Origin of the sequence: Salipiger bermudensis, from assembly GCF_020171625.1 — a bacterium.
In the GTDB taxonomy this organism is placed as follows: Bacteria; Pseudomonadota; Alphaproteobacteria; order Rhodobacterales; family Rhodobacteraceae; genus Salipiger; species Salipiger bermudensis_B.
This window is the reverse complement of sequence record NZ_JAIUZY010000004.1, coordinates 291729-312564: the sequence shown is the minus strand read 5'-3', so window position 1 is coordinate 312564 and position 20836 is coordinate 291729. Positions and strand designations below refer to the sequence as shown.

At 68.3% G+C, this 20836-nt stretch carries 22 protein-coding genes; 4 read left to right on the top strand and 18 right to left on the bottom strand.

Translation table 11 applies throughout. The features are described 5' to 3' along the window. Positions 1 to 38 precede the first annotated feature (38 nt). The 5 genes from LCM15_RS08025 to LCM15_RS08005 all read right to left on the bottom strand — a co-directional run bounded on the left by LCM15_RS08025 (position 39) and on the right by LCM15_RS08005 (position 3909). Complete coding sequence (locus LCM15_RS08025) at positions 39 to 704, bottom strand: OmpA family protein (protein ID WP_224855215.1); 666 nt, start codon at positions 702 to 704, stop codon at positions 39 to 41. Positions 705 to 720: 16 nt separating this feature from the next. After that, positions 721 to 2136 carry a type II and III secretion system protein family protein gene (locus tag LCM15_RS08020; RefSeq protein WP_224855213.1) on the bottom strand — a complete coding sequence of 472 codons (1416 nt, stop codon included), beginning with the start codon at positions 2134 to 2136 and terminating at the stop codon, positions 721 to 723. A gap of 205 nt (positions 2137 to 2341) precedes the next feature. Then, positions 2342 to 3202, bottom strand: coding sequence for a Flp pilus assembly protein CpaB (gene cpaB / locus LCM15_RS08015; protein WP_224855212.1), 861 nt, complete (start codon positions 3200 to 3202; stop codon positions 2342 to 2344). Positions 3203 to 3423: 221 nt separating this feature from the next. After that, entirely contained in the window at positions 3424 to 3615 is a 192-nt protein-coding gene (locus LCM15_RS08010) for a hypothetical protein (RefSeq protein WP_224855210.1), read from the bottom strand. Positions 3616 to 3717: 102 nt separating this feature from the next. Then, positions 3718 to 3909 (bottom strand): Flp family type IVb pilin, encoded by a 192-nt coding sequence (locus LCM15_RS08005; RefSeq protein ID WP_224855208.1) that lies wholly within the window; start codon positions 3907 to 3909, stop codon positions 3718 to 3720. A gap of 352 nt (positions 3910 to 4261) precedes the next feature. Here LCM15_RS08005 and LCM15_RS08000 point away from each other — a divergent pair, with 352 nt between their 5' ends. Continuing rightward, positions 4262 to 5086 (top strand): lytic transglycosylase domain-containing protein, encoded by an 825-nt coding sequence (locus LCM15_RS08000; protein ID WP_224855205.1) that lies wholly within the window; start codon positions 4262 to 4264, stop codon positions 5084 to 5086. 61 nt (positions 5087 to 5147) lie between these two features. Here LCM15_RS08000 and LCM15_RS07995 read toward each other — a convergent pair whose 3' ends face one another. From LCM15_RS07995 to LCM15_RS07970, 6 genes are all read right to left on the bottom strand, one after another. Beyond that, a complete protein-coding gene (locus LCM15_RS07995; protein WP_224855203.1) occupies positions 5148 to 6563 on the bottom strand; it encodes an FAD-binding oxidoreductase in 1416 nt (471 codons plus the stop codon). A gap of 121 nt (positions 6564 to 6684) precedes the next feature. Next, positions 6685 to 7512, bottom strand: coding sequence for an MBL fold metallo-hydrolase (locus tag LCM15_RS07990; protein ID WP_224855201.1), 828 nt, complete (start codon positions 7510 to 7512; stop codon positions 6685 to 6687). Between the two features lie 136 nt (positions 7513 to 7648). Next, positions 7649 to 8233, bottom strand: coding sequence for a GNAT family N-acetyltransferase (locus LCM15_RS07985; protein WP_224855199.1), 585 nt, complete (start codon positions 8231 to 8233; stop codon positions 7649 to 7651). After that, a complete protein-coding gene (locus LCM15_RS07980; protein WP_224855197.1) occupies positions 8233 to 9495 on the bottom strand; it encodes a M16 family metallopeptidase in 1263 nt (420 codons plus the stop codon). Before LCM15_RS07980 ends, LCM15_RS07985 begins: the two co-directional genes overlap by 1 nt. After that, positions 9492 to 10883 carry a threonine synthase gene (gene thrC, locus LCM15_RS07975; protein ID WP_224855195.1) on the bottom strand — a complete coding sequence of 464 codons (1392 nt, stop codon included), beginning with the start codon at positions 10881 to 10883 and terminating at the stop codon, positions 9492 to 9494. Before thrC ends, LCM15_RS07980 begins: the two co-directional genes overlap by 4 nt. Continuing rightward, positions 10883 to 11560 carry an SURF1 family protein gene (locus tag LCM15_RS07970; RefSeq protein ID WP_224855193.1) on the bottom strand — a complete coding sequence of 226 codons (678 nt, stop codon included), beginning with the start codon at positions 11558 to 11560 and terminating at the stop codon, positions 10883 to 10885. Before LCM15_RS07970 ends, thrC begins: the two co-directional genes overlap by 1 nt. A 172-nt stretch (positions 11561 to 11732) precedes the next feature. Here LCM15_RS07970 and LCM15_RS07965 point away from each other — a divergent pair, with 172 nt between their 5' ends. Beyond that, entirely contained in the window at positions 11733 to 12401 is a 669-nt protein-coding gene (locus tag LCM15_RS07965; RefSeq protein ID WP_224855191.1) for a thermonuclease family protein, read from the top strand. A gap of 132 nt (positions 12402 to 12533) precedes the next feature. On the opposite strand, the gene LCM15_RS07960 is transcribed toward LCM15_RS07965, so the two are convergent. Beyond that, positions 12534 to 13049, bottom strand: coding sequence for a glutathione peroxidase (locus tag LCM15_RS07960; protein ID WP_224855190.1), 516 nt, complete (start codon positions 13047 to 13049; stop codon positions 12534 to 12536). Between the two features lie 106 nt (positions 13050 to 13155). Here LCM15_RS07960 and LCM15_RS07955 point away from each other — a divergent pair, with 106 nt between their 5' ends. Beyond that, a complete protein-coding gene (locus tag LCM15_RS07955; protein WP_224855188.1) occupies positions 13156 to 13425 on the top strand; it encodes a DksA/TraR family C4-type zinc finger protein in 270 nt (89 codons plus the stop codon). Between the two features lie 292 nt (positions 13426 to 13717). Here LCM15_RS07955 and LCM15_RS07950 read toward each other — a convergent pair whose 3' ends face one another. From LCM15_RS07950 to LCM15_RS07925, 6 genes are all read right to left on the bottom strand, one after another. Then, entirely contained in the window at positions 13718 to 13912 is a 195-nt protein-coding gene (locus LCM15_RS07950) for a hypothetical protein (protein WP_224855186.1), read from the bottom strand. A gap of 99 nt (positions 13913 to 14011) precedes the next feature. Then, positions 14012 to 15838: a M3 family oligoendopeptidase gene (locus LCM15_RS07945; RefSeq protein ID WP_224855184.1), complete on the bottom strand. Its 1827-nt coding sequence runs from the start codon at positions 15836 to 15838 to the stop codon at positions 14012 to 14014. A gap of 431 nt (positions 15839 to 16269) precedes the next feature. After that, on the bottom strand, positions 16270 to 17862 hold the full coding sequence (locus LCM15_RS07940) for an ATP-dependent DNA ligase (protein WP_224855182.1): 1593 nt from the start codon (positions 17860 to 17862) through the stop codon (positions 16270 to 16272). Continuing rightward, on the bottom strand, positions 17859 to 18878 hold the full coding sequence (locus tag LCM15_RS07935; RefSeq protein ID WP_224855180.1) for a ligase-associated DNA damage response exonuclease: 1020 nt from the start codon (positions 18876 to 18878) through the stop codon (positions 17859 to 17861). The genes LCM15_RS07940 and LCM15_RS07935 overlap by 4 nt, the downstream gene beginning before the upstream one ends. A 37-nt stretch (positions 18879 to 18915) precedes the next feature. Further along, positions 18916 to 19887: an alpha/beta fold hydrolase gene (locus LCM15_RS07930; protein WP_224855178.1), complete on the bottom strand. Its 972-nt coding sequence runs from the start codon at positions 19885 to 19887 to the stop codon at positions 18916 to 18918. 1 nt (position 19888) lies between these two features. Then, a complete protein-coding gene (locus tag LCM15_RS07925) occupies positions 19889 to 20179 on the bottom strand; it encodes an SCP2 sterol-binding domain-containing protein (RefSeq protein ID WP_207074442.1) in 291 nt (96 codons plus the stop codon). A gap of 123 nt (positions 20180 to 20302) precedes the next feature. Between LCM15_RS07925 and LCM15_RS07920 the strand changes: the two genes are divergently transcribed. Next, positions 20303 to 20812, top strand: a complete 510-nt coding sequence (locus LCM15_RS07920) for a tetratricopeptide repeat protein (RefSeq protein WP_224855714.1) — start codon at positions 20303 to 20305, stop codon at positions 20810 to 20812. Positions 20813 to 20836: the final 24 nt, after the last annotated feature.

The window sequence follows — 20836 nt, the reverse complement described above, 5'->3', positions numbered from 1 at the left end:
TAGGGTATCGCTGGACGATCCGGCGCAGGCCGCGCCGATCAGCTATCGGTGGACATCTCGGCGCCGGTGATGCCGCTGAGGCCGGAGGCCGGCTCGGCGCTGCGGATGTACTCGCGGTAGATCACCTGGGCATACTTGCCGTCGAGCACCGTGGGATGCGAGCCGACGAAGCCCGAAACCTCGGTCACGGTGCGCCGGTTGCGGCGCTCGCGCTCGCCGGTGGCGATCAGCGGCTGGGTCTCGCCGAACGACACCACCGCCTCGAGCCGCGCGCGCGAGATGCCCTGCGCCGCAAGGTATGCGACCGCCGCCTGCGCCCGGGCCATGCCGAGGCGCTTGTTGTAGGCGGGCGATCCGACGAGGTCGGTGTGGCCGTAGACGCGGAATCGCACTTCGGGGAACTGGCGGATCCAGTTCGCCTGTTCGCGCAGCGTTGCGCGCGCGCCATTGTCGAGCTGGGCGCTGTTGAAGGGGAAGGTGACCATGGTCGGCACTTCCCTGGCGAACCGCTCGCCAAGGTCGACCACGTAGCGGCGGTCGCCGTTCTGGATCTGGGTGTTGTTCATCGTGGCATTGCCGAAGCTGCCATTGTCGACCACGCGCCCGGCTTCCTGGCCCCACTGGCTCGAGGCACCGCAGGCGGTGAGGAGGGAGAGGCCAAGGCCCGCGAGGCCGACCCTGATCATCTTGCTGCGCCCGGTCATCTCAGCCGTCCTCATCTCAGTCCATCACATAGCCGTAGGAGCCGGTGAAATCCTGCTTAGCGACTTCCGCCGCACCACCGGATTGCGGCCTGCGGCTGTCGGAGGCGGTCCGACCGTAGAGGAACAGGTCCTTCTCGGTCGGCGGGCGCACGCGGTCGGTGGGCAGCGCCAGCACCTCGCCCCGGGTCGGGGTGACGAGATGCGGGGTGACGATGATCACCAGTTCGGATTGCTGGCGCGCGTATTCGGCGCTGCGGAACAGGGCGCCCAGCACCGGGATGTCGCCGAGCCAAGGCACCTGGCCATTGAGGTCGCGGAAATCGTCCTGCAGCAGGCCGGCGATGGCAAAGCTCTCGCCGTCGCGCATCTCCACGGTGGTCGAGGTTTCGCGGCGCCGGAAGGCGTCGATGGTGATGTCGCCGGAGGTGATGCCGTTCGCCGTGTCGATCGACGAGACCGCCGCCTCGAGCTCGAGGTTGATGAGGTCGCCATCGATCACGCGCGGCACGAAGTTCAGCTCGACGCCGAAGGGCTTGTAGCTGACGGTGGTGGTGCCATCCTCCTGCGACACCGGCACCGGGTATTCGCCGCCGGCGAGGAAGCGCGCTTCCTGACCAGACAGCGCCGTCAGGTTCGGTTCGGCGAGGGTGCGCGAAATGCCTTTGGATTCAAGCGCTTCGAGCAGGATGCCCACCTGAAGCGCGCCACTGTTGAAGCCCAGCAGAAAGGCCCCTTCGGTGTTGTCGCTCACATTGATGCGGGAATCGTCCGACTGACCGAGCAGGGTGCCGGTCTGGGTCGCGAGCGAGGTCTCGTCGTTGCCGAACAGCGTGCCGGTCACCGACAGCGACGAGCGCAGGTTCTTCGCGACCGAGCGCTGCATCTCGGCGAAACGCACCTTCAGCATCACCTGCTGCACGCCACCCACGCTCATCAGGTTCGAGACCCGCTCGGGGGCGTAGCGCTCGGCAAGGTCGAGGGCGCGCTGCAGCTTCTGGGCGCTCGAGATCGTGCCCGACAGCACGATGCCGTCATTGGCGGTGCGCACTTCGATGGGCTCGTTGGGCAGGATCTGGCGCAGACGTTCCTTGAACTCGGTGACATCGGCGGCGACGCGCACGTCGACATTGGTGATCAAGCGGCCGTTTGCGTCGAGGATGGTCAGCGTCGTGGTGCCGGGGGTCTTGCCCAGCACATAGATCGTGCGGTCGGACAGCGAGGAGATGTCGGCGATGGCGGGGTTCGCGATGGAAAGCTCGGCGAAGGGGGAGTCGCTCTCGACCACCACGGCGCGGTTCATCGGAACGCTGAGCACGCTTTCGGTGCCGGTCCGCACGACGCGCAGACTGTCGGCCCAGCTTGCCGGGGCCACCGCACTCGCGGCCAGGGTCAGCCCGAGCAGGGCTGCCTTCAGGGTCGTTTCGAATGTCATGTGACCTGCCTCTCGATCACGCCTCGGACGCGGGTCTTTTCTGCCCACATTTCCGCCGACTTTGGGGGAGTTTAGGATTCTTTGCAAGAATCAACGGCTTCAGGCGCGGTGATGATGTGGGGTGCGGGCAACAGCGCGGTGTGTCTTGAGACGCGATGCAAACAGGGGCGCCAACTGGCGCCCCGGCTCAAACGACTGAAAAGGCTCAGTTCGTACAGGGGATCGGGATGTCGACAACCTCCGAGCCGCGCCGCACCCGGGTCGAGCAGGACTGAATCTTCGGCGCCGCAGCCTGCGGCGTTTGCTCGACGAGGCCGAGCAGAACGCGCTGGTCGACCTCGATCACGTCGGCGACGGTCTCGTCATTGGCGCCCATCAGCGACAGCGACAGCCGTCCGGTGCTTTGCGCCTGCGCCAGACCTGCCACCTGTTGCGGCGTGATGGCGACGGTGACGGTGCGCGCGATGGTCGTCGGGCTTGCGGTCGCCGATTCAGCGGTCTGGTCGACAGCGATCAGACGCACACCCGTTTCGATGAGCTTGGTCACGTCGCCCTGGATCATGCCGGGATCGTTGCCGGGCACCCGGCCGGTCCAGTAGACGTCGACCCGGTCGCCCGGGCGCAGGAAGCCGGAGACGCCGGTGGCCACGTCGACCTTGATGGCAAAGGCGCGCTCGCCGCGCTCGAGCCGCGAGGTCAGGCCGGCATCGCCGCCCGGTTCGCTGACGCGTCCGTCAAGCACCGCGTCGAACTTGTCCATCGCCTGGACCACGACGCGCGGAGCCTCCCCCTCGACGAAGAGCGGCCGCTTCGCGGTAAAGATGCCCTCGGGCATGATTTCCATCGGCCAGGGCGCCAGCTTGACGGCGTCCGGGGTCAGGATCTCGCCGCGGGCGATGGGCCGGGTCATGACATAGATGCGGCCGGTCGGCACCGCTTCGACGGCCTTCTGGCGTTCCTGCTGCAGCGCGCTCTGATAGGCGCCGAACTGCTTCTGGGCGAGGTGAACGGCAAAGCCCGCGAGCGCGAGGCCTGCCAGAAGGACAAGTCCGAATACCAGTCGCATACGTGTTACCTTTCGGGTTGTCGCCTGTCTCCGGGCCGCCATTGGACCGGGGCGAACTCTGAACCTGGTCCACACCGCCAGCGGCGGAATGTGACCTGAACGGGCCGTCCTCGCAGCGCGTTGCGGGGCGCTGTCGCCAATGCAGGCGAGGGCGGGCCTGAAACAAGAAAGCCGCTTCGGGTCGAAGCGGCCGGGGGAGTGTCAGGGCTGACCTTGAGGGATCACTCCGGGAAGAGCCGCGTCTGTTCCTGCGCGACGGCGTTGCCCGCCGCAGCTTCGAGGTTCGCGCTGTTGTCTCGGATCTGGTAGAACGAGATCGCCGCCATCGCCACGACCGACGCGGTAAGAACCACCCAGTCGACGGTGATTGCGCCGCTGTCCTCGTCCAGGAAACGCCTGAGCTGTTGGATCATCTGACCCCCTCTGCAGGGAAAACTCGTTAAAGCAATGAACAAGGGCGGCTCTGCCCGCCGGCCGTCAGACGGGCCGGGGGCGAGAGATCCGGGGCGTCCGACTTAGTTGGTGAACAGATTGCCCTGCTCGGCCGCGATGGCGTTGCCCGCGGCGCTGATCATGTTGTCGGAGTTGTCTTTGATGGTGGTGTAGGCACCAATCGCCATGGCAACCACGGCTGCGGTCAGAACGACCCAGTCCACCGTCACGGCACCGTCTTCGTCTGCGCGGAAGGTTTTGATGAAGTTCAGCATGTCTCTCTCCGAAATCTAAGTACTGGTCTCAGGTTACTCATTCACCGCGACGGTGCCTTGGGGTGTCTCTCATGCCCCGTCCGTTGCGGTATGACGCTTATAGTCCCCGGATTCGGGCACGAATTTGGCGCAATTGGTTTGTTTTCACGAGCGAGATGGAAACAATCTGGCACGTTCATCTTAATGAAATCTAAAGGGATTTTCCGACCCTTTGTTTCCCGTTTTACGGGTGTTTTGGAGGGGCGGGCGAAAAAGGCACGGCCCGATAGCGAAACCCGGCGCAGCTCTTGGTCGGGGGGCCCTCGCGTGAGACACTGCTGCAAAAGCTTAGAGACCAGAGGCAGGTCCGACGATGTTTCGCATGATGACAGCCACCGTTCTCGTGGCCCTGATGGGCGCGGGGGGCGCCCCGGCCGAGCAACCGGCGCCGTTCCCGGAGTTCTCGGCCAAGCGGGTGACGCCGCCGAAGCCCGGCACCACGCGTCGCATCACGGTTCAGATCGCGCCCGCTCCGATGACGCCCAAGGCGCTGCCGGCCTCCGAGGCGGCGGTGGCCGTGCCCTCCGGGCGCGCCAGCGGCCCGGGCTCCTATGGCTGGTTCTGGGATGCGGTCTCGCCGGCGCTGGCCGACAGCGGCCCCGGCCGGCTCGAGCCGACCCTGATTAAGCTCTCGACCCCGCCGCAGGGCTATGGCGTCGCCGCCCCGCGCCTGCAGGACCTTCAGAGCATGGCGTCGTCATGGGGTGTCGAGCTGCTCAAGGCGACGGTGGGCACCCGCGTGTCGCCGGCGCTGGCGCTGGCGGTGATGGCGGTCGAGTCCTCGGGCCGGGCGGATGCGGTGAGCGGCGCTGGCGCGCAGGGGCTGATGCAGCTCATGCCCGCGACCGCGGCGCGCTTCGGGGTCGCGGATTCCCTCAACCCCGCGCAGAACATCCAGGGCGGGGTGGCGTTCCTCGATTTCCTGATGGAGACCTTCGACGGCGACCCGATCATGGTTCTCGCGGGCTACAATGCCGGCGAGAACTCCATTCCGCGGCACGAGGGGGTGCCCCCCTATGCCGAGACCCGCGACTACGTGCCCAAGGTGCTTGCGGCATTCAGCGTGGCGCGCGGCCTGTGCCTGACGCCGCCCGAACTGATCTCGGACGGGTGCGTGTTCCGGATCTCGGCCAACTGACGCGGGCCAAGATTTTTCGTACGAAAAATCTTGCGCTGTCCCACGCGCGCGACGGCGGCTGTCAGCCGCGCAGCACCGCGCCGGGGTTCATGATGCCATTGGGATCGAGCGCCGCCTTGATCGCCCGCATCGCCGCGAGCTTCGCCGGATCGCCATAGCGCTCGAGATCGTCGACCTTGAGCCGCCCGATGCCGTGCTCGGCGCTGACCGAGCCATCCATCTCGTGCACCAGGTCATGCACTGTCCGCTTGATCTCGTCGCGCTGGTGGACATGGTCCTCCTTGCGGCGTCCGGGCAGGGGGAAGACGTTGTAATGCAGGTTGCCGTCGCCGAGATGGCCGAAGCAGTTGATGCGGAAGTCGCCGACCTTCGCCAGCCGCGGCGCGCCACGCGCGATGAACTCCGGCACCAGCCCCAGCGGCAGCGAGATGTCATGCGACGAGATCGCCCCGATCGCCTTGTTGGCCTCGGGGATGCGCTCGCGCAGCGCCCAGAACGCGGCGCGCTGTAGCTCGGACTGCGCCACCAGCCCATCGCTCACCAGCCCGGCCTCGAGCGCGGTCGCGAAGAGCCCTTCCAGCGCCGCCGCGGGGTCGAGCCCGCGCGCGAGGCCAAGCTCCACCAGCACGCACCACTCCGGTGGCCGGGGCCAGGGCTGGCGCAGCTCGGGCAGGGCCTCGGTCAGGAAATCCAGCCCCTGCCGCGAGATCAGCTCGAAGGCGCTGATCCCCTCGCCAAGCTGCTCGCGGGCGATGGCCAGCAGGTCGAGCGCGGCGGCGGGGCTCTCTACGGTGAAGAGCGCGGTGCCGGTGGCGGCGGGCACCGGTGACAGCTTGAGGGCGGCGGCCGTGATCAGCCCCAGCGTGCCCTCGGCGCCCATCAGCAGGTGGCGCAGGTCGTAGCCGGTGTTGTCCTTGCGCAGGCGTTTGAGCCCGTTCCAGACCGTGCCGTCCGGCAGCACCGCCTCGAGGCCCAGAACCTGCTCGCGGGCATTGCCGTAGCGCAGCACGTTGACGCCGCCGGCGTTGGTGGCGAGCAGCCCGCCGATGCGCGCGGTGCCCTCGGAGGCCAGCGACAGGGCAAAGAGCCGGTTCTCCGCCAGCGCCGCCGCCTGCACGTCAGCCAGGACCGCGCCGGCCTCGGCGATCAGCACGTTCTCCCGGGGATAGAGCGCGCGCACGGCGGCCATGCGCTCCATCGAGACCAGGAGCGGCGCGACGCCGTCCTGGGCCACCTGTCCGCCCACCAGCCCGGTGCCGCCGCCATAGGGCACGAGACCCACGCGCGCCGCGTTGCAGGCGCGCACGATGGTGGACGCCTCCTCGGCGCTGCGGGGCAGGGCCACCCATTGCGAGCTGCCCGTCCAGCGACCGCGAGGCTCCTCGAGATAGCGCGGCTCGGCGCGACGCAGGGTGTTGTCGGGCAGGCGGGCGGCAAGGGTCTCGGCGAAGGTGTCGTCGGCGGGCATCAGCGGCATGGCAGGGTCCTTTCGGCGCCGACTGTGCCGATTTTCCGCCCGAAGCCAAGGGGCGCGCCGGTGGGGCGCGGGGCAAATCTTTCGCAGAAAGATTTGGGCGCCGGTCAGAAGGGGCGCAGCGTTACTCCCGCAGGGGCACCGGCTGCAGCACCACGACGGTCGGGCGCGAGGGCAGGTCGCGCAGGCTCACGGTGATCTCCGGCCCGCTGCGCCGATCGATCAGGAAGCGGTCCGACACGCCCGCGATAAAGGCCTCGAGCGAGTAGCCCGAGAACCAGTGCATGGGCAGGATGATCGAGCTTTTCACCCGGTCGACCACCTTGATCATCGTGTCGAGCGACATGGTGTAGCCGCCATCCACCGGCACCATAAGCACATCGAGCCGCCCCAGCGCCGCGTATTGCGCATCATTGGGCTCGTGATGCAGGTGGCCGAGATGGCCGATGCAGAGCCCCTCGACCTCGAATACAAAGATCGAGTTGCCGCGCGGTTCGGTGCCGCCCATCGCCGAGCGGATGTCGGTCGAGACGTTGCGCACCAGCATCTCGCCAAGGTCGAGATGGTGCTCGATGCCCTCGCCGAACGGCCCCCAGCCGGGCAGGACATGCGGGATCTCGGGGTCGGGGTTGGCCGTCCAGTGCGTGGAATGGGCGTGGTTCATGGTGACGATGTCGGGAACGAGATCGGTGGTGCCGATGAAGCCGGTGTAATCGGTCACCGCGTCGAGCCCGCCGCGGGTCTGGATCAGGAAGCTGGCGTGCGACAGGTAGCGAATGCGCACCGAGTACTCCGGCACCGGGTCGGTATAAGCGGCCCTGTGGAGGTACTGCAGCCCCGGTGCTGCGTCGGCGATGGCGATGCAGTGCGAGGGCTGGCGGGCCTCTTGAGCCTGCAGGGCCGGGGCCGTGGCGAAAAGGGCAAGTCCGAGGGCAAGCGCATGGCGCAGCATGGGCGGGTCTCCTTGTTGCGTGAGACCAGCCTAGCAGGGAACGCCGCCCTGCCATCTGACATTTACGTAAGGTCAGGCTGCGCGTGCAACCGAACGACGCACTGCCCAAAGCGCGGGCAGGCGGGACGGGGCGCGGTCAGCCGACCTGCGTCTTGCCCCGCCGGTCGCCGCGCAGGGCCGCATAGAGCACGTGGGTGCGCCAGCGCCCGTTGATCTGCAGGTAACTCTGGGCCACGCCCTCGTATTTGAAGCCCGAGCGCTCCAGCAGCCCGCGCGAGGCGACGTTCTCGGGCAGGCAGGCGGCCTCGATGCGGCTCAGGTCGAGCCGCTCGAAGGCGTGGTGCACCAGCGCCGCGATGGTCTCGCGCATGTAGCCGTGGCGGGCGAAGGGCTGACCGGTCCAGTAGCCCAGCACCCCCGATTGTGCCGGGCCGCGGCGGATGTTGTCGAGAGTGATGGCGCCCAGCAGCTGCTCGTCCTCGCGGCGGAACAGGAACAGCGGCACCGCGGTGCCCGCGGCGATCGAGCGCGTGGACCAGTAGACCCGGTTGGTGAAGGCGCGTCGGGTGAGGTGGTCCTGCGCCCAGGATGGCTCCCAGGGCGTCAGGTAGGCTTGGCTCTCGACGCGCAGCGAGACCCAGGCGTTGAAATCGCCGTGCTGCGGCGGGCGCAACACCAGACGCTCGGTGTCGAGCCGGAACCTGCGCCGCCGTCCGAGCATCAGGCGGCTCGACGTGCCTGCAGCGCGGCGAGGTCGGGGGCCTTGCTGACCGGGCCGTAGAGCGCCAGCGCCGCCGGCGCCGAGGCCGCCATCTGCTCGGCAAAGAGCCGCACGTCGCCGGTGGTGACGTTGTCGATCTTGGCGACCGTGTCCTCGATCGGCGGCACGCTGCCCCAGATCTGCACCATGCGCGCCATGCGTTCGGCCCGCGACGACGAGCTTTCTAGCCCCATCAGCAGCCCGGCCTTCATCTGGGCGCGGGCGCGGGCGATCTCTTCGGGGGACATGTCGTCGGCGGCGCGCTTCATCTCGTCGATGGTGAGATGGGCAAGATCTGCCAGCTCGTCGCCGCTGGTGCCAGCATAGACCGTCATCAGCCCGGTATCCTCGTAGGCCCCGCTCTGGGCGAAGATGGTGTAGCACAGGCCGCGCTTCTCGCGGATCTCCTGGAACAGCCGCGAGGACATGCCGCCGCCAAGCGCGATGGAATAGATCTGCGAGGTGTAGAACCCCGGATCGCGATAGCCGGGCCCTTCGAGGGCAAGCGCGAAATGCGCCTGCTCGAGCTGCTTCTCGCGGCGGATCTCGCCGCCGGTGAAGCGTGCGGTCTCGGGGTCCTTGGCCTTGCGCGAGCCCATGTCGCCGAACAACGCCTCGGCCTGGCTGACCAGCGCCTCGTGATCGACCGAACCCGCGGCCGAGATGATCAGCTGCTCGGGGCCGTAATGCTCGTCGACGAAGGTCTCGAGATCGCCCCTGCCGAAGCCGCGCACGTTGGCCTCCTCGCCAAGGATGGTGCGGCCCAGCGGCTGCTTCTGGTAGGCGCGCTCCTGCAGCCAGTCGAAGATCACGTCGTCGGGCGTGTCGAGCGCCTGACCGATTTCCTGCAGGATGACGTGGCGCTCGGTCTCGATCTCGCGCTCGTCGAAGACCGGGTTGCGCAGGATGTCGGCGATCACGTCGAGCGCCAGCTTGGTGTCGTTTTCCAGCACGCGCGCGTAATAGGCCGTGACCTCGCGCGAGGTGTAGGCGTTGATGTAGCCGCCCACGTCCTCGATCGCCTCGGCGATCTGCAGCGCCGTCCGGGTCTTGGTGCCCTTGAAGGCCATGTGCTCAAGGAAATGCGCCACACCGTTCTGCTCGATGCGCTCGTTGCGGCCACCGGCGGTGACCCAGACGCCAATCGAGGCGGATTGCAGCCCGTCCATGCGCTCGCTGACGATGCGCAGGCCGTTCTTCAGGGTGGTCAGTTCGACAGTCACTTGTTGATACGCTCCCGGATCAGGGTTTCGAGGGCGGAAAGATCGTTTTCCACCCGGGTGACGCGCTCGGGCCGGTCGAAGAGATCGGCCATGCGCTCGGGCAGGGGCGGGCGAAGGCCGCTGGCCTGCTCGACGGCGTCGGGGAATTTCGCCGGGTGGGCGGTGGCCAGCGTGACCATCGGCGTCGCCGGGTCGCGGTGCTCGTCGGCCACCTTCACGCCGATGGCGGAGTGCGGGCAGAGCAGCTCGCCCATGCTGTCATGCGCCTTGCGGATCGTCGCGAGAGTCTCTTCCTCGGAGGCGCGGCCGCTTTCGAAATGCTCGCGCAGGCCCTGCAGCGCGCCCTGGCTCACGTGGAAGCCGCCGCCGGATTTCAGCTCGTCCATCAGTTGCGCCACGGCGTTGCCGTCCCGGCCATAGGCATCGAACAGCGCGCGCTCGAAGTTCGAGCTCACCTGGATGTCCATCGAGGGCGAGATCGAGGGGAACACCTCGGCGGTCTGGTAATCGCCCGAGGACAGGCAGCGGTGCAGGATGTCGTTCTGGTTGGTGGCGACCACCAGCCGGTCGATCGGCAGGCCCATGCGCTTGGCGATGTAGCCGGCGAAGATGTCGCCGAAATTGCCGGTGGGGACGGTGAAGCTCACCTTGCGGTCGGGCGCGCCGAGCGAGACGGCGGCAGAGAAGTAATAGACCACCTGTGCCAGCACCCGCGCCCAGTTGATCGAGTTCACGCCCGCCAGCCGCACGTCGTCGCGGAAGGCGAAATCGTTGAACATGTCCTTGAGCTTGGCCTGGCAGTCGTCGAAATGCCCGTTAAGCGCCAGCGCGTGCACGTTGGCCTCGGTCGGGGTGGTCATCTGGCGACGCTGCACTTCCGAGACGCGGCCATGCGGGAACAGGATGAACACGTCGACCGCGTCGAGGCCCTTGAACGCCTCGATGGCGGCCGAGCCGGTGTCGCCCGAGGTGGCGCCCACGATGGTGACGCGCTCGCCGCGGCGGGTCAGCGCCTCCTCGAAGAGCTGCCCGATGAGCTGCATCGCGAAGTCCTTGAAGGCCAGCGTCGGGCCGTGGAACAGCTCGAGCAGGAAATGCCCCGGCGCAAGCTGCACCAGCGGCGCGCGCGCGTTGTGACCGAAGCCGGCATAGGCCTTGGAGATCAGATCGCCGAAGGTCTCGTCGGTGAAGCCGTCGCCTACGAAGGGCCGCATCACGCGGAAGGCGGTTTCCTCGTAGCTCAACCCGTGCAGCGCCCGGATGTCCTCGGCGGACATGGCCGGGATGGTCTCGGGCACGTAGAGGCCGCCATCGCGGGCGAGGCCCGACAGCATGGCGTCTTCGAAACTCAGCGCGGGCGCCTGTCCGCGGGTCGAGATGTAGCGCATCAGGTCTCTCCGGTCTTTCTCAGCCGCACGATGTAATAGGCGGTCATGAACAGCCACACCACGGCGAGCGAGAACCATGTCAGGGCATATTGCAGGTGATCGTTGGGAATGCCGCTGGTGTCCACCGGCAGCGGCTCGATTTGCGGGTCGCCGGGAGAGATCTCGCGGGCGATGACCAGAAGCGGTTCGGTCTGCAAGGCGTCGGCCATCTGGCCGATGTCGCGGGCGAACCAGATGTTGCCGGCGACATCGTTCTCGGGGGTCGAGGAATTGCGATCGTCGGGCCAGTGCAGGTTGCCGAGCACCTCGGCTGGGCCGGTGAGGCGCCGCGCATCCTTGTTGTCGGCGCCGGTGAAGCCGCGGTCGAGCAGCACCAGCCGGCCGTCGTTGGTGCGGAAGGGCGACACGATGCGGTAGCCGGCGCCGATCATCTTGCGGCTGACCAGAACGCGGACGTCTCCGGGCAGGATCTCGCCGCTCAGCGACACCGGCTGGTAGCGCTGCTCGGAGGGCGAGACCATCACCGGCAGCGGCTCGGGATCGGCGGCGATGCGGGCCTCGATGTCGTCCAGAACGCCCAGCTTCCAGTCCAGCCGCTGCAACTGCCACAGGCCGAGACCGACAAGAATGCCGGCACCGATCAGGCCGAAGAGCAGGGGGGCAAGGTAGCGGGACACGCGGGCTCCGAGACGGACTACAGTGCCGCCTGCTTTATCGCGCCGGGGCGGGGGGGTGCAAGCCGGGATGGCCGAGGCGCCCGCGGCGGAGATCGGCCTGTGCCGCGGTGGTCTCTCGGTGCTGTGAGATCGCTGCCCGAGTTTTGCCTGAATCGCCCGCTAGGGCGGCGCGATGAAGCAGATTTTATCCAGTATTATCCTAATTCTGGCCGGGGCAGTGGCCGCGGCCGGGCCGTCGGGCCGGGTGCATGTGATCGACGGCGACACGCTCGACGTGGGCGGCACGCGGGTGCGGCTGCATGGCATCGATGCGCCCGAGGTCAAGCAGATGTGCGGCGGCGACGGCACGCCGATGTGGCCCTGCGGGGCGTGGGTCTCACAAGACGTGCGCGACCGCTACGAGGGCCGGCAGGCCCGCTGCGAGACCCGCGACACCGACCGCTACGGTCGCGCGGTGGCGCGCTGCGAGGTCGACGGGCGTGATATCGGCCGCGAGATGGTGCGCGCGGGGCTGGCCTTTGCCTACCGGCGCTACTCGATGGACTACGACCTCGACGAGAAGCGCGCGGCGGTGAACGGGATCGGATTGCACGGCACCGGCGTGCAGGCTCCGGCGGCGTTCCGGGCCGAGGCGCGGAAGGGGCGCGCGGTGGCCAACGGTGCCGGGGCACCCGAGGGCTGCGCCATCAAGGGCAACATCTCGCGCAAGGGTGAACGGATCTACCACGTGCCGGGGCAGGAGCATTATGGCGCGACGCGGATCAGCACCGCCAAGGGCGAGCGCTGGTTCTGCTCCGAAACCGAGGCCCGCGCCGCCGGCTGGCGCCGCGCCAAGCGGTAGGGGACGGAGCCGCGCAGGCGCAGGCGGTTCGGTTTTAGGAGGCGGTTGGGCAGTCCGCGGACGGCATGGCGATGACCGACTGGTCGAGGACCGCGCTCCGGGAGACGCTGCGGAGGCGGTCGGCCTGCGCGGTCACTTGAGGAGTGGTTCGACCCGCGAGATGATCGCTGCGGATGTGGGGCGCGTTGCGGCGCCCCAGCCCTCGACGAAGCTGCCGTCGGGGCCAATCAGCGCCTTGTTGAAATTCCACGAGGGCGAAAACCCCTGATCGTCCAGCCAGCGGTAGAACGGATGCGCCTCCGCGCCCGTCACATGGGTGATGGTGGTCATCGGCAGGTCGAGGTCGAAGTTCAGCTCGCAGAACTCCTTGACCTCGGCCTCGCTGCCGAGCTCCTGCCGGAAATCGTTCGAGGGCACGGCGAGCACCACCAGACCGCGGTCGCGATAGGTGTCGTAAAGCTCTTGCAGATCATCGTATTGCGGGGTGAAGCTGCAGCGCGAGGCGGTGTTGACCACCAGCACCGGCTGCCCGCGATAGCGACCGAGGTCGAGCGTGCCGCCGTCGATGCTGCCAAAGCTGAAGCCCTGCGCGGCCAGCGCGGGCAGGGCGAGGAACAGGGCGATGAGGGGGGCGAGAACGCGGATCATGCGGGCACTCCTTTGAGAAGGCAAGGTAGAGCGGCGCCGGCAAAGTCAACGGGTCTGGAAACAGCGCCCCGTCAGGCCTATCTTTTTCCCGATAGAGGAGAGTGCCATGGCCGGAGGCTGGAGCCGCGACGGGGCGGTGAGCGAACAGATCGAGGCGTCGATCTCGGAAGAACTGGAGCGGATGCGGGCGCGGCGCGGGCCGGTGGGCGAGAGCCTGACGGAATGCGCCGAGTGCGGCGAGGAGATCCCCGAGAAGCGCCGTCTGGCGCTGCCGGGGGTGAAGCTCTGCGTCGACTGCCAGCAGGAACGCGACGGATCCCTGAAGGCGCGCGGCGGCATCAACCGGCGCGGCTCGAAAGACAGCCAGCTCAAGTGATCCCGCGGGGGACGTGACCTGGCGGAGCGGGCGCAGGGCGCCCGCGCAGGTCGTCTCGCCCCCGGCCCTTTGGGCCGGGGTCTCGGGTTGGCGATCGTGGACGTGTTTCGGGGATTATGATTGGCGCGGCGCCCGTGGCCTTGCCGGGATTGCCTGCCGAGAGGCGTCTGAGGGGCAGGTCTGCTCTCAGAGCGCCATTCCGAGCATGGGGGCGAGTCGCCGTCGCCTCAAGGACGCCTGCGGCGCCGCGCTCCGCGCGGGGACCTGCGGCCCTCCTTGACCCGCCGGAGACTCACCTGTCGTCTGGATCGGCGGGGGGCTTTGTCCGCCCGGCCCGGCGCAGCGCGGCCCGGTAGAGCGGCACGAGATCGAGCATCGCCACCGCAACGCCCAGCGGGATCATCCAGAAGCCCAGGATCGGCAGGAAGCCGAGGATGCCGCCGCCGATCAGCAGCAGCCCCAGCACCAGCCTCAGTCCCGGCGGCACGCGGCGCCGTACATGCACCTGGAAGCGGCGCGTCCGGCTCTTGAGCGAGCGTCTCGGGCGTCGGGGCCGGGGCTCCTGCATCGGCGTCCGGGAGGGCGCTCAGCCCTCCATCGCCTCCAGCTCGTCGATGAAGCCCTCGATCATCGACAGGCCCTTGTCCCAGAAGCTGGGATCGGAGGCGTCGAGGCCGAAGGGCGCCAGCAGCGCCTTGTGGTGCTTGGAGCCGCCCGCCTTGAGCATATCGAAATACTTGTCCTCGAAGCCCTCGGGGTCCTCCTGGTAGACCGCGTAGAGCGCGTTCACGAGGCCGTCGCCGAAGGCATAGGCGTAGACGTAGAACGGCGAGTGCACGAAATGCGGGATATAGGCCCAGAAGCGCTCGTAACCTTCCATGAACTCGAAACACGGCCCGAGGCTCTCGGCCTGCACCGACATCCACAGCGCGTTGATGTCATCGGGGGTCAGCTCGCCCCCGCGGCGCGCCGCGTGCAGCTTGCACTCGAAATCGTAGAACGCGATCTGCCGCACTACGGTGTTGATCATGTCCTCGACCTTGCCGGCGAGCAGCACCTTGCGCTCCTTCGGGTCGGTGGCCTTGTCGAGCATGGCGCGGAAGGTCAGCATCTCGCCGAAGACCGAGGCGGTCTCGGCCAGCGTCAGCGGCGTCGAGGCCAGCATCTCGCCCTGACCGGCGGCCAGCACCTGGTGCACGCCGTGGCCGAGCTCGTGCGCCAGCGTCATCACGTCGCGCGGTTTGCCGAGGTAGTTCAGCATCACGTAGGGATGCACGTCGGTCACCGTGGGGTGGGCGAAGGCGCCGGGCGCCTTGCCGGGCTTCACGCCGGCATCGATCCAGCCCTTGTCGAAGAACGGCTCGGCGATCTCGGCCATGCGCGGGTCGAACCCGGCATATGCCTGCATCACCGTGTCGCGCGCCTCGTCCCAGCCGACCACGCGGTCGCTTTCCATCGGCAGCGGCGCGTTGCGGTCCCAGACCTGCATGGTCTCGAGCCCGAGCCACTTGCGCTTGAGCTCGTAGTAGCGGTGCGACAGGCGCGGATAGGCGGCGACCACCGCGTCGCGCAGCGCCTCGACCACCTCGGGCTCGACATCGTTGGAAAGGTGGCGGCCCATCTGCGCCGAGGGCATCCCGCGCCAGCGATCCATGACCTCCTTCTCCTTGGCCTGCGTGTTGTGCACGCGGGCGAAGGTGCGAATGTTCTCGCCGAAGACCCGGGCCAGCTCACGCGCGGCGGCCTCGCGCTTGGAACGGTCCTGCTCGGTGAGGAAGTTGAGCGCCGACTCGATCGACATGTCCTCGCCGTCGATGGTGAAGGTCAGCCCGGCGATGGTCTCGTCGAAGAGCTTCATCCACGCATCGCCCACCACGCCCATGTCGTGCAGGAAGCGCTCGAGCTCGTCGGAGAGCTGGTAGGGCTTCATCGCGCGGATGCGGTCGAAGGCGGGCTTGTAGCGCGCCAGCTCGTCATTGGCCTCGAACAGCGCCGCATAGGCGTCATCCTCGACGCTGTTGAGCTCGAGCGAGAAGAACACCAGCGGGGTGGTGTAGATCGTCACCTTCTCCTGCAGGTCGGAGAGGAACTTGGCGCGTTCGCTGTCCATGGTGTTCTGGTAGTAGCGCAGCCCGGCGAAGGACATCAGTCGGCCGCCCACGGCCTCGATCTTCTCGTGGCGCTGGACCATCTCGAGGAAGCCCGCGGCGTCGAGCCCGGCGATCTTGCCCTCGAAATCCTGTGCGAAGCGCGCGCAGGCATCTTCCAGCCAGTCGAGGTCGCGTTTCAGCTCGGGCGCATCCTGCCCCTCGTAGAGATCGCTCAGGTCCCATTCCGGCAGCTTGCCGAGGTCGCGGCCCCCGGAAGCGTTGGCGTCGAAGACGGGGCGGGGATGGGAGAAGGCGTTCGTCATGGAGTCCTCATCAGAAGTTTCCCTCTGACATAGGGTCGGGGGTGGGGCGATGGCAATGGCCGCGGGCGGGAAAGCGTGCGGGGCTGGGCAGAAGCGCGGTGTCTGGCCTGCCGTGCGCGCCTGATCGCCGGGGGGCTGCCCGTGCGCTGCGAGGCGGCAGGGGCTGTCGGCGCTGCCGAAGATCACGGTTCACGGAGGCCGATCCGCCCGGAGGGGCGAAAAGGTGCAGGGCGCGTAGGGACAGGTGCGGGAGTTTGCCTCGCGCGTCGGCTCTGCGGGACAGCGCGGCGGGGCGGGAGCCGCCCGGTCACCGTGGGCTTAGGCGGGGTCGGTCCCCGGCGCGGACTGCGGCTGCGGCCGGAGGGCGACAGACCGGCGCGAACGGGGACGCACGTGGCCGTCGTGGCCGACCCGGAGAGACTGGTTCCGGCTCAGCCGTAGGCGGCCAGCAGTGCCTGCAGGTCGGCCAGCGTGTTGGCCTCCTGCACCGGCTTGTCGTGGCGCCAGCGCGCCATGCGGGGAAAGCGCAGGGCGAGGCCCGACTTGTGGCGCGGGCTGGGCTGGATTCCCTCGAAGGCGATCTCGAAGACCAGCTCGGGCTTCACCTGCCGCACCGGGCCGAAGCGCTGCAGCGTGTTGCGCCGCACCCACGCGGTGATCTTGTTGAACTCTGCATCCGTGAGGCCGGAATAGGCCTTGGTGAAGGGCACCAGATCGTTGCCGTTCCACGCCGCGAAGGTGAAGTCGGTGAACAGGTTGGCGCGCCGCCCGTGGCCCTGCTGGGCATAGATCATCACCGCGTCGACGCTGAGCGGGTCGAGCTTCCACTTCCACCAGTCGCCCTTCTTGCGCCCGGCGAGGTAGGGGGCGCCCAGCCGCTTCAGCATCAACCCCTCGGCGCGGCGCTCGCGGGCGGTGGCGCGGGTCTCGGCCAGCCCCTCCCAGGTGTCGAAGCCAAGACGCGGCGAGGGGCGGATGGGCGCGTCGGGTGGCAGGTCCGAGAGCAGCGCGTCGAGCCGGGCGCGGCGCTGGGCCAAGGGCGTGTCGCGCAGATCCTGCCCGTCCGCTTCGAGCAGGTCATAGGCCAGCAGGATGACCGGCGCGTCCTTGAGCAGCTTCTTCGGCACCGTCTTGCGCCCGATCCGCTGTTGTAGCGTGTTGAAGGGCAGGGGCTGGGTGCCGTCCCAGGCCAAGATCTCGCCGTCGAACACGTGGCCGGGCGGGATGAAATCCGCCGCCCGGGCAAGCTCGGGGAAGCGGTCGGTCATCAGCTCCTCGCCGCGCGACCAGACGTGGTGCGATCCGCCGCGCAGGATGAGCTGGCCACGGATGCCGTCCCATTTCCACTCCGCCAGCCAGTCCTCCGGCGGGCCGAGGCTCTCGGGGCCGTCGTCGAGCTGGTAGGCGAGGTAGAACGGGTAGGGGCGGCTCTCGTTTTCCTCCGGGTCGGGGGATTCGACCAGCGCGTGCCAACTGGTGCCCTGAGGCGTCCAGTCGCCCATCAGCCGCAACGCAAGTGCTGCCTCGTCCTGACCAGTGGCCTGCGCCAGCGCCCGGGTCATCAGCTTGCGACTGACCCCGATCCGGAAGCCGCCGGTGATCAGCTTGTTGAACAGGAAGCGCCCGGTCTCGTCGAGCTGGTCCCAGGCGTCGAGGATGAAGGCCTTGCGCGCCTCGAGGTCGCGGTTGGGCATGTCCGACAGCGCCTCGAGCCAGCTCGTCAGGCTGTGATCCGCCTCGCGCGTGGCGGGCGGCAGGAGCAGGGCGATGGTTTCCGCAAGGTCGCCGACGATGGGGTAGCTCTCTTCCAGCAGCCAGAGCGGCAGGCCGGCGCGCTCGGCGGCCCATTCGCGCAACTGCGTGGTGGTGACGGCGCGCTTCGGGCGGCGCCCCGAAAACAGCGCGATGGTCCAGAGCCGGTCCTCGTCCGGCGCGGTGCGGAAATACTCCGCCAGCGCCGCGGTCTTGACCGTGGTCTTGGTGCTCTGGTCGACGGCGGTGAACAGCGCTTCAAAGGCCTTCATGCGGCATCCTCCGCGCTGTCCGCCGCGTCTTCCTCGCCGCCGAACTCGGTGGGCACCACCTCTGCCTGATAGCCCTGCGTGTTGAGCCAGCGGGCGAAGATCTCGGTATAGCCATGCGTGGCGAAGATCCGTTCGGCGCCGGTCTGCCGGATCGCCTCGTGCAGTTCGGGCCAGTCGGCGTGATCGGAAAGCACGAAGCCCCGGTCCGCGCCGCGCCGCCGCCGCACCCCGCGCATCCGCATCCAGCCAGAGGCCATGCCGGTCGAGGCACGCCCGAAACGCCGCGCCCATGTGCTGCCGAGCGCCGAGGGCGGCGCGATGACCAGCGCGCCGGGATGCGCCTTCACGTCGAGATCGGGCGTCACGTGGTGTGTCTCGGGCAGCGCGTAGCCCTGCGCGCGCAGCACGGCGTTGGTGTTCTCGACCGCGCCATGGGTGAGGATCGGGCCAATTTCTGGGTCGAGCAGTGCCATCAGGCGCTGGGCCTTGCCGAGCGAGTAGGCCCCGAGCAGGCAGTGCCGGCCCTCGGCGGCGGTGGTGGCCCACCAGTGGTTGATCTCGGCGGCGATCTCGTGCTGCGGGCGCCAGGTGAAGACCGGCAGGCCGAAGGTGCATTCGGTGATGAAGGCGTGGCAGCGCACCGGTTCGAAGGTCTCGCACAGCCCGTCTGGCGCGAGCTTGTAATCGCCCGAGGCCACCCAGACCTCGCCGCCGACCTCGACCCGGATCTGCGCCGAGCCGGGGATGTGGCCGGCGGGGTGAAAGCTGACCGTGGCACGGCCGATCTGGCGGCGCTCGCCGAAGCGGATGGTGTCGAGGGTGATCTCGCCGAGCCGATGCCGGATCACCGGGGCGGCGGCCTCGGTCGCGAGGTAGGCGCCGTGGCCGGGCCGGGCGTGGTCGGAGTGACCATGCGTGATCAAGGCGCGCGACACGGGGCGCCACGGGTCGATGTAGAAATCGCCCGCCGGGCAATAGATGCCCCGTTCGGTGAAGGTGAGGACCGGCTCTGTCATGCGCCAGAGGGTAGTGCGGCGCGGGCCGCGGGCCAGATCAGGCGGTGCGGCTGGCGGCGTCGGTCTGCGCGCCCGCGCTGGCGAAGACATCGGCGATGCGGGTGAGGATGCGGCCACGGGTGAGCGCGTCTTCCATCAGCACCTCGTGGCGCCCGCCCTCGACGGTCTCGAGCTGACCGCCGGGCCATGACGCCATGCGCGCGGCGATGCGCGGCACGTCGACGATGCGCTCGTCGCTGCCGACAAAGGCGATGGCGGGCATCTTCGGCGCGGGCAGGCGGGCCAGGGTCAGGCATTCGTTGAGCGCTTCGTGCAGCCAGCGCATCGACGGACCGCCAAGCTGCAGCTCGGGGATGTCGTTCACCTGCCGCTGCATGTACTCCCAGCCGTCCCGGTCGCGGGTCAGCAGGTTCTTCTCGAACGCCACCGTGGCGACATAGCTCGCGGGGCCGGTGGAGGGCGCGTAGACATGACCGATGCCCATGCGGATGCTGCCCCAACCGAGCGCCCAGGCCGCGGGGCGCAGGGCCGCGGCCATGCGGATGCCCCACATCGGCCCGGTGAAGGCGGCGGCGTCCACCGGCAGCCCCTCGATCAGGGCGCGCAGCCCGATGCAGCCGCCCATGGAGTGCCCCAGCAGGTAGAACGGCCGGGGCAGGCCCAGCTCGTCCGCCGCCGCGAGCAGGGCGGTGACGTCGAACTGGTAATCCTGGAACAGGTTGACGTGACCGGCGCGGGGGTCGCGGTGCATACGGTCCGCAAGCCCCTGTCCGCGCCAGTCGATGGTCAGGGTGTGATAGCCCAGATCGGCGAACTCGCCGGCGACGCGCCCGTACTTCTCGACATATTCCGTGCGGCCGGGAAACAGCAGCACGGTGCCCTGCGCCGCCTCGGGCCCCGGGTAGTGGGCCACGCGGACGCGCAGGTTGTCTTCGGTGGTCTGCCAATAGGCGCGGGCCCCGGCGGGACCCTCGGCCAGATCGGCGTGAAAAGGCGCGTCGGGCATCATGTCAGGACAGAACCCCTCCGAGGCGCATCGCCGCGCCCATGTCGCCGTCGATGGCAAGCTTGCCCGACATGAAGGCCGTCGTCGGGTTGAGGTCGCCCTCGAGGATCTGCTGGAAGGTCTCGGTATCGGCCGAGAGCGTGACATCGGCGTCGTCGTCGCCCGCGCGGGCGCCGGCCTCGTCGATGATGATGCTGCCTTCGTCTTCGATGACGAACTTGGCGGTGCCGTCGAACCCTTCGCCGTCCAGTTTCTTGTTCAGCGCGTCGACCGCGGCTGTGATGACTTCGCTCATTCTGATCCCTTCCTTCACGAAAACCTGTGCTGGCAATCCAGCCTCTTCGGGTTACACTCGGAATCTATGAGCATGGGCCTACGCAAGAGCAAACGTATCGTGGCGGCACTTTCCGTCACAGTCCTGTTTTCCCTACCCGCCGCGGCACTCGCGCAGGCGGCGGCGGGGGAAATGCTGGAGCATCTTGGTGCGGCGCAATCCGCCGCCGAGGCCGAGCGCATCGAGCGCGAAATCTTTCTCGAATGGTCGAAATCCGGCTCCGCGGCGATGGACCTGCTGCTCAAGCGCGGGCGCGACGCGCTCGAGGTCAACGAGACCGGTGCCGCGATCGAGCATCTGACCGCGCTCACCGACCATGCGCCACAGTTCGCCGAAGGCTGGCACGCGCTTGCTCTGGCCTATTACCAGGCCGAGATGTTCGGCCCCGCGATGGATGCGCTCGAGCATGTGCTTGCGCAAAATCCTCAGCATTTCGGAGCCTTGCGCGGCGTTGCCGCCATCCACGAGCAGCTCGGGAACGAGTCGCTTGCATATGACGCATACACGCGGGTACTGGAACTCAGACCGTTTGACGAAGAGGTCACCGACGCGCTCGACCGGCTTGCGGGCCAGGTCCAGGGCATCGAGATCTGAACCTCTGAGGGAAGGAACAGGGCG